Consider the following 10801-nt stretch of genomic DNA (forward strand, 5'->3'; position numbering starts at 1 on the left):
GTTTGCGGCCCGGAAGCGCCGTCGGAGCTGCGCCGATGCGGCGGGGACGGCGGGGCGCGAAGTGGCCGGAAACGGCACGCTCCCCGGGCAACCGGCACCCGGGGGCGGCCTCCCGTCACATACTGAGCAGTCGGTAACCTGCCGTCCATGACGCTTCCCCCGCACGCCGCCCGCCGCGTTTGGCACGCCGCCATCAACCCCCTGCACGCCACGAGCTACTTCTCCCCGGACCTCGCCGCCGAGCTGGGCGCCCTCGGCATCACCCACCGGGTCGCCGTCAACCTGGCCTCCCGCTCCGCCGCCATGGGCGCCGTCGGCCCGGGCGTGGTCACCGCCGCCTTCTACAACTACCGCCACGACCTGGTCGCCGCGCACCTCCCCGCCGTCTGGGACACCGCCACCCCCGAGCAGGTCCTGGCCGCCCGGCTGCGCGCCGTCGACACCACCCTGCGCCGCCTCCTGGGCCCCGGGACCATCGCCTCGCCCGAACTCGCCGAAGCCGCGGACCTGGCCATGCGCGCCACCGAGGCCTGCACCCGCCACGGCCGCGCCCTGTACGCCGCCCACGCCGACCTCCCCGTCCCCGAGGAGGCGCACCTGCGCCTGTGGCACGCCACCACCCTGCTGCGCGAACACCGCGGCGACGGCCACCTGGCCGCCCTGCTGCTGACCGGCCTCGACCCGCTGGAGGCCCTGGTCAGCCACACCGCGACCGGCCGCGGCATGACCCCGAAGTGGGTCAAGGGCATCCGCGGCTGGGAGCAGGACGACCTCGACGCAGCCGCCGACCGGCTCCGCTCCCGCGGGGTCCTCGACGCCGGCGGCGAGCTCACCGAGGAGGGCCGCGCGGTGCGCGAGCGCCTGGAGACCGAGACCGACCGACTCGACGCGGCCCCGTACGAACACCTCGGCGCGGCCGGCCTCGCCCGGCTCGGCGAACTGGGCGGCGCTCTCGTCAAGCAGGCCATCGGCGCCGGCGCCTTCCCCGGCGACCTCTTCGGAAAGGGCTGAGGGGCTCCGCCGCTCCGTCAGCGGCACCTGCCACAATTGGCAGCCTTCCACGCACGCACACGCACGAAGGCAGGCGGGACCGCACAGTGACGATGTCCATCGAAGGCAGGATCGCCGAGGAGCTCGGCGTACGGGAACGGCAGGTCAAGGCCGCCGTCGAGCTGCTCGACGGCGGCTCCACCGTGCCGTTCATCGCGCGCTACCGCAAGGAAGCGACCGAGATGCTCGACGACGCCCAGCTGCGCACCCTCGAGGAGCGGCTGCGGTACCTGCGCGAACTGGAGGAGCGCCGCGGCGCGATCCTCGAGTCCGTGCGCGAGCAGGGCAAGCTCGACGCCGAACTGGCGGCCCGGATCAACGCGGCCGACACCAAGGCCCGGCTGGAGGACATCTACCTGCCCTTCAAGCCCAAGCGGCGCACCAAGGCGCAGATCGCCCGCGAGGCCGGCCTGGAGCCCCTCGCCGAAGGGCTGCTGGCCGACCCGTCCGTCGAACCGGCCGCCGCCGCGGCCGCGTTCGTGGACGCCGCCAAGGGCGTCGCCGACCCGGCCGCCGCCCTGGAGGGCGCCCGCGCCATCCTCACCGAGAAGTTCGCGGAGGACGCCGACCTGATCGGCGACCTCCGCGAGCGCATGTGGAGCCGCGGCCGGCTCGCTTCCAGGGTCCGCGAGGGCAAGGAGGAGGCGGGCGCGAAGTTCTCCGACTACTTCGACTTCGCCGAGCCCTTCACCGCCCTGCCCTCCCACCGGGTCCTCGCCATGCTGCGCGGCGAGAAGGAGGACGTCCTCGTCCTCGACCTGGAGCCCGAGGAGCCGGCCGACACCCCCGGCCCGTCCACGTACGAGGGGCTCATCGCCCGCCGCTTCGGCATCGCCGACCGGGCCCGGCCCGGCGACAAGTGGCTCGCCGACACCGTCCGCTGGGCCTGGCGCACCAAGATCCAGGTGCACCTCGGCATCGACCTGCGGACCCGGCTGCGCGCCGCCGCCGAGGACGAGGCCGTACGGGTCTTCGCGGCGAACCTGCGCGACCTGCTGCTCGCCGCGCCCGCCGGCACCCGCGCCACGCTCGGCCTGGACCCGGGCTTCCGTACCGGCGTCAAGGTGGCCGTCGTCGACGCGACCGGCAAGGTCGTCGCCACGGACGTGATCCACCCGCACGTTCCCGCCAACCGGTGGGACGAGGCCCTGGCGAAACTGGCCCGCCTGGCCGAGGAACACGCGGTCGAGCTGATCGCCATCGGCAACGGAACCGCCTCCCGCGAGACCGACAAGCTCGCCGGGGACCTCATCACCCGCCACCCCGAGCTGGGGCTCACCAAGGTGATGGTCTCCGAGGCCGGCGCCTCCGTGTACTCCGCCTCGGCCTTCGCCTCGCAGGAACTCCCCGGCATGGACGTGTCCCTGCGCGGCGCGGTCTCCATCGCCCGCCGCCTCCAGGACCCCCTCGCCGAACTGGTCAAGATCGACCCGAAGTCGATCGGAGTCGGCCAGTACCAGCACGACCTGTCCGAGGTGAAGCTGTCCCGCTCCCTCGACGCGGTCGTCGAGGACTGCGTGAACGGTGTCGGCGTGGACGTCAACACCGCCTCCGCCCCGCTGCTCTCGCGGGTCTCGGGCATCAGCGGCACCCTCGCCGAGAACATCGTCGCCCACCGCGACGCCAACGGCCCCTTCCGCAGCCGCAAGGGCCTCAAGGACGTGGCGCGGCTGGGCCCGAAGGCGTACGAGCAGTGCGCCGGCTTCCTGCGCATCCGCGGCGGCGACGACCCGCTGGACTACTCCAGCGTCCACCCCGAGGCCTACCCGGTGGTGCGGGCCATGGGCAAGACCGCCGGCGCCGAGGTGGCCGCCCTGATCGGCAACACCACGGTCCTGCGGTCCCTGCGGCCGGAGCAGTTCGTCACCGAGGCCTTCGGCCTGCCGACCGTCACCGACATCCTGCGCGAGCTGGAGAAGCCGGGCCGCGACCCCCGTCCCGCCTTCAAGACGGCCACCTTCAAGGAGGGCGTCGAGAAGATCGGAGACCTGGCCCCCGGCATGATCCTCGAAGGGGTCGTCACCAACGTGGCCGCCTTCGGCGCCTTCATCGACATCGGCGTGCACCAGGACGGCCTCGCGCACGTGTCGGCGCTGTCGAAGACGTTCGTCAAGGACCCCCGGGACGTGGTCAAGCCGGGCGACATCGTCCGGGTGAAGGTCCTGGACGTGGACATCCCGCGCAAGCGGATCTCGCTCACCCTGCGCCTGGAGGACGAGGCCGGAGCCGAACGCGGAGCCGGCGCGCCCGGGCAGCGCGAGGAGCGCCGGGGCGGCGGGCGGCCCCCGCAGCAGCGCGGCGGCCAGGGCCAGGGCCGACGCGGCGGTGACGGCCGCCAGGGCGGCCAGGCCGGACAGGGCGCCCAGGCCGGCCGGGGCGGACAGGCCGGCCGGGGCGGGCAGGGCGGCGGCGGGCAGCGTTCCGGCGCCCCGGCCCCCGCCAACAGCGCCATGGCCGACGCCCTGCGCCGGGCCGGCCTGACCGCACCGGAGGAACGCGGCGGACGCCGCTAGGTCGCGTCGGACTCGGGCCGGACCAGTCGGCAGGAGTGGCCGAATAGGGACCCCGCACGGGGGACCGCCTTGCCAACTCCCCCGGAAGATCTGTAGGGATGGTGGAACGCCCGTTCGCCCGCGCGGACGGGCGTTCCCGCTTTTCCCTCCGGGACCGCACTCCCGGGGCCGCCCCCGAGGCACAGGACGTCATGCCGATGCCCACCCCCCACGCCTACCGACGCTGCCCGAGAAAGGGTCCGAAGAGGGAACACATGCCCCACCGGCATCTCAGCCTGCGCAAACGGTGCGAGACGATTCTCGGTCGCTTGGATCTGACGCACCCCTTCTCCCTCGAAGGCCTGTGCGCGCACATGGCCGAGCAGCGGGGCCGCCCCATCCGGCTGCACCCGCTGCCCAGGGAGGCCGCCGAATCAGGCGTCTGCGGACTGTGGGTCGGCACCGACAGCGTGGACTACGTCTTCTACGAGGCCCACACCACCCCCCTGCACCGGGAGCACATCGTGCTCCACGAACTCGGGCACATCCTTTTCGGCCACCACTCCCTCGAAGGCGAAGAGGCCGACGGCCGGGCCCCCGTGATCCTCGGCCGCACCAACTACACCACCCGCCAGGAGCAGGAAGCGGAGATGCTCGCGAGCATGATCCGCACCCGCACCTCCGGCACCGGCCGCCCCCGCCGCGGCACCGCCCCCCGGGGCGCCCTCGCCCGGCTGGAATCCGCCATGGGCTACGAACGGGGCCACCGCGATGGCAGCTGAACTCACCGCCGCCGGCGACTGGCTCGCCGTCCCCAGCGTGGTCTGCCTGTGGATCGCGGTCCTGCTGCGGGCCCCCGGCGCCCTGCGTTCCCCGGAACAGCGCGGCCTGTGGCTCGCCGTCGCCACCGCGGCCGCCGCGATGACCCTGAACCTGCCCGCCGTCGTCACGTACGCCCTGAGCCGCGAACTCTCGTACGCGCACACGGTCGGCCTCGTCCGCAACCTCATCGGCGTCCTGTCGGCGGGCGCCGTGCTCTACTTCGTCGCCGCCGCCACCCGCGGACGCAGGCTCCAGCTCGCCTCCTGGGCGGGCACGGTGCTCTGGCTCACCACCCTCGTCGCACTGGACGCCGCCGCACCCGAGCACGGGACGCACACCATCCCGCCCGCCGGCGACCCGGTGCCCTCCCTCGCGTACTGGCTCGTCCTGATCTCTGCGCACCTGATCGCCAACACCGTCTGCGTCGGCGTCTGCTGGCGCTACGGCCGCCGCTCGGAGAGCCGGGCACTGGCCGCCGGACTGCGGCTGTTCGGCCTGGGCACCGCGCTGGCCGGGGTGTTCTGGTTCGTGTACCTGCTCAAGGCCCTCTTCGGCAGCACCTGGGCGATGCCCGCCCTGCCGCTGATGATGAACCTGCACGGCCTGCTGCGCGCCGCGGCCATCCTCGTGCCGACCGTGTTCGCGCTGCGCCGCGCCCTCACCGACACCGCCACCGCCTGGCGGCTGTGGCCGCTGTGGCGGGAGCTGGTCCAGGCGGTCCCGCACGTGGTCCTCTCCGAGCCCCGGGCCGGGCGGCTGCTGGAGCTGCTCTGGCCGCCGGTCCCGCGGGGCCTCCTCGTCTACCGCAAGGTCATCGAGACCCGCGACGCGATCCTGGTCCTGGGGGAGTACGTCACCCCGGGCGTGGCGGAGCTCGCCCGCGGCCACGTCGCCGGCGAGGGCGTCCCCGAGCAGCGGCGCACGGCGGCCGCGCTGGCCTGCGTACTGAAGGAGGCGCGGCGGGCGAAGCTGGCCGGACTGCCCGGGCAGCCGACCCAGCCCCCGGCGCTCGAACTGCCGGCCGCGATGCAGACCTCCGCGGAGGGCGGCGGCCTGGAGGACGAGGCCAGGTTCCTGGTGGACGTCGCCCAGGCCTACGCCTCTCCCGCGGCCGCCACCTTCACCCCCGCCCCCCGTACCGCCTGAACCCCCGGGAAGCGAACCTCACGTGACCACCACCGTACTGATCACCGGAGCCAGCGCCGGCCTCGGAGCCGCCTTCGCGCGGGCCTTCGCCGCCAAGGGCTGCGACCTGGTCCTCGTCGCCCGGGACAAGGACCGCCTGGAGGCCCTCGCCGCCGAACTCGCCCACAGCGGCGGCACCGTCTGCGAGGTACTGCCCGCCGACCTGCTCGACCCCGCCGCCTGCGCGGCCGTCGCCGCCCGGCTCGCCGACACCGCGCGGCCCGTGGACGTCCTGGTCAACAACGCCGGGTTCGGCCTCCCCGCCCCCTACCCGTACAACCCCGTCGAGGACGAGGAGCGGATGCTGGACCTCCTCGTCAAGGTCCCGCTCCGGCTCACCCACGCCCTGCTGCCGGGCCTGCGGGAGCGCCGCCGGGGCGCGGTGCTCAACGTCTCCTCGGTCGCGGGACTGCTGCCGACCGGGACGTACGGGGCGGCGAAGGCCTGGATCACCGCCTTCAGCGAGTCCCTGCGGGTCGACATGGAGCCGTACGGGGTACGCGTGCTGGCGGTGGTCCCCGGCTTCACCCGCACCGAGTTCCAGGAACGCGCCGGCATGGACGTCAGCGCCCTGCGCGACGCGGTGTGGCTCGAACCCGAGGCGGTGGTGGCCAAGGCCCTGCGCGACCTCGCCCGCCGCCGCCCGGTCAGCGTCACCGGCCGGCACTACCAGGCGTACGCCTTCGCGGCCCGCCACCTCCCGCGCTCCTTCGTGGCCCGCAGGATGGCCCGCACCCGGCGGCCCCCCGCCGACGCACCGGCCTGACCGGGGCGGTTTGCGGGACGGCTGCCCGGGCACCCGCCGAGCGAGGGGGCACAGCCGCGCGGGGGCAGAGGAGGACGTGACATGGACGACCAAGGCGGCGCCGGAGGCGTCCCGCTCCACGACGAGGACGACGGACAGCAGCACCGCAAGCCGCACCCCGGGCGGCACACCGCCTCGGAACCCCGGCCCCGGCCGGAGCCCGGCCCCGTACGGGCCGAGGACACGGACGAGGCGAGCCGCCTCGACCGCCCCGAGGCCCCCGCCCCCAACCCGGACGAGCCGCGCAAGCACCGCAGCCACGGCAAGGGCCCCAAGGAGTTCTAGACCGCCCGGAACGCCCGGCGGCTCAGAGCTCGGTCACCTTGCCGTCCGCGACCTCCAGCCGCCGGGTCACGTGGACCGCGTCCAGCATCCGGCGGTCGTGCGTGACCAGCAGCAGGGTGCCCTCGTAGGCCTCCAGCGCCGACTCCAGCTGCTCGATCGCCGGAAGGTCGAGGTGGTTCGTCGGCTCGTCCAGCACCAGCAGGTTCACCCCGCGGCCCTGGAGCAGGGCCAGGGCCGCACGGGTGCGCTCACCGGGCGAGAGGGTCGCCGCCGGGCGCATCACGTGCGCCGCCTTCAGGCCGAACTTGGCCAGCAGCGTGCGCACCTCCGCGGGCTCGGTCTCCGGGACGGCCGCGCAGAAGGCCTCCAGCAGCGACTCCTCGCCGAGGAACAGGCCCCGCGCCTGGTCGACCTCGCCCACCAGGACGCCCGAGCCCAGGGTGGCCGCACCGGAGTCCGGGGCCAGCCGGCCGAGCAGGAGCGCGAGGAGCGTGGACTTGCCGGCGCCGTTGGCCCCGGTGATCGCCACCCGGTCCGCCCAGTCGATCTGCAGACCCGCCGGGCCGAAGGCGAAGTCGCCGCGCTTGACGCACGCCTCGCGCAGCGTCGCCACCACCGAGCCGGAGCGCGGCGCCGCCGCGATCTCCATGCGCAGCTCCCACTCCTTGCGGGGCTCCTCCACGACCTCCAGGCGCTCGATCGCCCGCTGGGTCTGCCGGGCCTTGGCCGCCTGCTTCTCGCTCGACTCGCCGCGCAGGGACCTGCCGATCTTGTCGTTGTCGGTGGCCTTGCGGCGGGCGTTGCGCACGCCCTTGTCCATCCAGTTGCGCTGCATCTGCGCGCGGCCCTCGAGCGAGGCCCTCTTGTCCGCGTACTCCTCGAACTCCTCCCTGGCGTGGCTGCGGGCGCGGGCACGCTCCTCCAGGTAGGCGTCGTAGCCGCCGCCGTAGAGGTTGATCTGCTGCTGCGCCAGGTCGAGTTCGAGGACCTTGGTGACGGTCCGGGCCAGGAACTCGCGGTCGTGGCTGATGACGACCGTGCCGGCGCGCAGCCCCGTCACGAACCGCTCCAGCCGCTCCAGACCGGCCAGGTCCAGGTCGTTGGTGGGCTCGTCGAGGAGGAACACGTCGTACCGGGAGAGGAGCAGCGAGGCGAGTCCGGCCCGGGCGGCCTGGCCGCCGGACAGGGCGGTCATCGGCAGGTCCAGGTTCACCGCCAGCCCCAGCTCGTCCGCCACCTCCTGGGCGCGTTCGTCCAGGTCGGCGCCGCCGAGGTCCAGCCAGCGGTCGAGGGTCTCCGCGTACGCGTCGTCGGCGCCCGGGGTGCCGTCCACGAGCCCCTGCGTCGCCTCGTCCAGCGCCGCCTGCGCGGCCGCCACGCCGGTCCGGCGGGCGAGGAACTCCCGCACCGACTCGCCGTCGCGCCGCTCGGGCTCCTGCGGGAGGTGGCCGACGGCCGCGCCGGGCGGGGACAGCCGCAGCTCACCGGTCTCGGGGGTGTCGAGCCCGGCGAGCAGCCGCAGCAGGGTCGACTTCCCGGCGCCGTTGACGCCGACGAGTCCGATGACGTCGCCGGGCGCGACGACGAGGTCGAGACCGGCGAAGAGCGTGCGCTCACCGTGCGCGGCGGTGAGGTTCCTGGCGACGAGGGTTGCAGTCATGATGCTCCGATCCTATCGGCGCCGCACCGCACCGCCGGCCGCCTACGGGCCCAGCAGCCGCAGGCCGGCCCACAGGGCGGTCACCGCCGCCGCGAGGGACAGGGGCGTGGTCAGCAGCCCGAGCCGGGTGAAGTCGCCGAGCCGGACGTCCTCGCCGTGGGCGTGCAGCAGCCGCCGCCACAGCAGGGTGGCCAGGGAGCCGACGTACGTGAGGTTCGGGCCGATGTTCACGCCGATCAGCACCGCCAGCACCACCCCCGCACCGCCGGGCGCGGCCAGCGGCAGCAGCGCGAGCACCGCCGGCAGGTTGTTGATCAGGTTGGCCAGTACGGCGGCCACCCCGGCGACGGCCAGCAGCGCGGGCAGCGCGTCCCCGTCGGGCAGCAGCCACTGCAACCCGTCGCCGAGCCCGTGGCCCACCACGGCCCGGACGACCACCCCCAGCGCCAGCACGAACAGGCAGAACGCCGGCGCCGTGGACGCCACCAGCCGCCGCGGGGTGGTCTCGCCGCGCCGCAGGGCCCGTACGCCGAGCACCACGGCGCCGGCGAGCGCGGCCCAGACCGGGGAGGCCCCCGCGACGGAGGCCAGGGCGAAGCCCGCCAGCGTCAGGGCCAGCACGGCCAGGGCGAACCGCGGCACCGGCGCGGGCTCCGCCGCCTCGGGGCGGTGCTCGGGCGGCGCCTGGAGGTCCGCCCGGAAGAAGCGCCGGAACACCGCGTACTCCACCGCGAGCGCGACCGCCCAGGGCAGGGCCATCAGCGCCGCGAACCGGGTGAAGGTCAGCCCGCTCGCGGCGAACGCCAGCAGGTTCGTCAGATTGGAGACGGGCAGCAGCAGCGAGGCCGAGTTCGCCAGGTGCGCCGTCGCGAACACGTGCGGCCGCGGCCGGGCGCCCAGCCGCGCGGACGTCGCCAGCACCACCGGGGTCAGCAGCACCACCGTGGCGTCCAGGCTCAGGGCTGCGGTGACCGCCGAGGCCACGAGGAACACCCCGCCCAGCAGCCCGGCCGGCCCGTGCCCGGCCGCCCGCCGGGCCACGGCGGCGCCCGCGGCCCGGAACAGCCCCTCGTCGGCGCACAGCTGCGCGAGGGCCAGGACCACGGCCAGGAACCCGACCACGGGCAGCAGCTCCCGCGTCTGCCCCCAGGCGTCGGCCGGCGACACCACCCCGAGGGCGACGAGCAAACCGGCGGCCGGCACGGCGGCCGCCGCCTCGGGGAGCCCGCGCGGGCGCAGCACGGCGAAGGCCAGCACGGCGAGCAGCAGGACGACGGACAGGACTTCGGCGAAGACGGTGTTCAGGGCGGTGCTCCGGTCGGCGGGGAGGGGAAGGCCAAGGATCCCATCCCGCGCCGGCGGCGTGTCCGGATGGGTGGGCTGCGCGTCATTGCGGCCATCCGGCCGGAATCACAGGATGGGGGCATGCCACCGCTGAACGTGCTCGTCGTCCTCTACGACGGGGTCCAGAGCCTCGACGTGACCGGCCCCGTCGAGGTCTTCGACGGAGCCGGCCGGCGCCCGGGGGGAGAGGGGTACGCGATCCGGACCGTCTCACTGGGGGGTGCTCCGGTACGGACCAGCAGCGGGCTGACCCTGCTGCCCGACGGGGAGCTGGAGGAGGCCCGCCCCGGCCCGGGGACCACCCTGCTCGTGCCGGGGGGCCGCTACACGGGGACCTTCGAGCCGCGGCTCACCGACTGGCTGCGCGCGTACGGGGGTCGCGCGGGCCGGCTGGTGTCCGTGTGCACCGGGGGCCTGCTGCTCGCCGAGGCGGGGCTGCTGGACGGGCGGCGGGCCACCTCGCACTGGTCCGTGTGCGAGCGGATGGCCCGCAGCTACCCCCGGGTGTCGGTGGAACCCGACCCCATCTACGTGCGGGACGGCCCCGTCGCCACCTCGGCCGGGGTCACCGCCGGGATCGACCTCGCGCTGGCGCTGGTGGAGGAGGACTTCGGGCGGGACGCGGCGCTGCTGATCGCCCGGCACCTGGTGGTGTTCCTGCGCAGGCCCGGGAACCAGGCGCAGTTCAGCGCGCAGCTGGCGGCGCAGACCGCGAGGCGGGAGCCGCTGCGCGACGTACAGCAGTGGATCACCGAGCATCCGGACGCGGACCTGAGCGTGGAGGCCCTGGCGGCGCGGGCCGCGCTGTCGCCGCGCCACTTCGCGCGGGCCTTCCAGGCGGAGACGGGGGTGACGCCGGGGCGGTACGTCGAGCGGGTGCGGTTGGAACACGCGCGGCGTCTGCTGGAGGAGAGCGGGGAGGGGGTCGCGCAGATCGCGCGGGCGTGCGGTTACGGGACGCCGGAGGCCCTGCGGCGGGCCTTCGTCAAGACCTTGGGCCAGCCCCCGGCCGAGTACCGCCGCCGCTTCGGCCGCGTGCCCTTCTGACGCCCCGCCCACCCCGGGCCGCGGGCCGGAGGCCGACCCGCCGCGCGCGCGGCGGCGGGACCCGGCACCACGGCCACCGGCCGACACCGCCGCGCGTGCGGCACGGCCCGC

9 protein-coding genes are annotated in these 10801 nt (G+C 75.1%); 7 read left to right on the forward strand and 2 right to left on the reverse strand.

What is annotated here, in order from left to right:
- Positions 1–147 precede the first annotated feature (147 nt).
- The 6 genes from AB0D45_RS24435 (at position 148) to AB0D45_RS24460 (ending at position 6639) form a co-directional block, all read left to right on the forward strand.
- A complete protein-coding gene (locus tag AB0D45_RS24435; protein WP_361603855.1) occupies positions 148–1011 on the forward strand; it encodes a hypothetical protein in 864 nt (287 codons plus the stop codon).
- Positions 1012–1097: 86 nt separating this feature from the next.
- Complete coding sequence (locus AB0D45_RS24440; protein ID WP_362462598.1) at positions 1098–3563, forward strand: Tex family protein; 2466 nt, start codon at positions 1098–1100, stop codon at positions 3561–3563.
- Between the two features lie 308 nt (positions 3564–3871).
- Positions 3872–4324 (forward strand): hypothetical protein, encoded by a 453-nt coding sequence (locus AB0D45_RS24445; protein WP_362462601.1) that lies wholly within the window; start codon positions 3872–3874, stop codon positions 4322–4324.
- Complete coding sequence (locus AB0D45_RS24450) at positions 4314–5510, forward strand: MAB_1171c family putative transporter (RefSeq protein WP_362462604.1); 1197 nt, start codon at positions 4314–4316, stop codon at positions 5508–5510. Before AB0D45_RS24445 ends, AB0D45_RS24450 begins: the two co-directional genes overlap by 11 nt.
- 22 nt (positions 5511–5532) lie before the next feature.
- Positions 5533–6315 carry an SDR family oxidoreductase gene (locus AB0D45_RS24455; protein WP_361603867.1) on the forward strand — a complete coding sequence of 261 codons (783 nt, stop codon included), beginning with the start codon at positions 5533–5535 and terminating at the stop codon, positions 6313–6315.
- Positions 6316–6396: 81 nt separating this feature from the next.
- A complete protein-coding gene (locus AB0D45_RS24460) occupies positions 6397–6639 on the forward strand; it encodes a hypothetical protein (RefSeq protein ID WP_361603870.1) in 243 nt (80 codons plus the stop codon).
- A gap of 22 nt (positions 6640–6661) precedes the next feature.
- On the opposite strand, the gene AB0D45_RS24465 is transcribed toward AB0D45_RS24460, so the two are convergent.
- Positions 6662–8299, reverse strand: coding sequence for an ABC-F family ATP-binding cassette domain-containing protein (locus tag AB0D45_RS24465; protein ID WP_362462607.1), 1638 nt, complete (start codon positions 8297–8299; stop codon positions 6662–6664).
- A gap of 42 nt (positions 8300–8341) precedes the next feature.
- Positions 8342–9580 (reverse strand): SLC13 family permease, encoded by a 1239-nt coding sequence (locus AB0D45_RS24470; protein ID WP_362462617.1) that lies wholly within the window; start codon positions 9578–9580, stop codon positions 8342–8344.
- Positions 9581–9724: 144 nt separating this feature from the next.
- On the opposite strand from AB0D45_RS24470, the gene AB0D45_RS24475 reads away from it, so the two are divergent.
- A complete protein-coding gene (locus tag AB0D45_RS24475) occupies positions 9725–10690 on the forward strand; it encodes a GlxA family transcriptional regulator (protein WP_362462610.1) in 966 nt (321 codons plus the stop codon).
- Positions 10691–10801: the final 111 nt, after the last annotated feature.

The organism is Streptomyces sp. NPDC048352 (assembly GCF_040651895.1).
Taxonomy (GTDB): domain Bacteria; phylum Actinomycetota; class Actinomycetes; order Streptomycetales; family Streptomycetaceae; genus Streptomyces.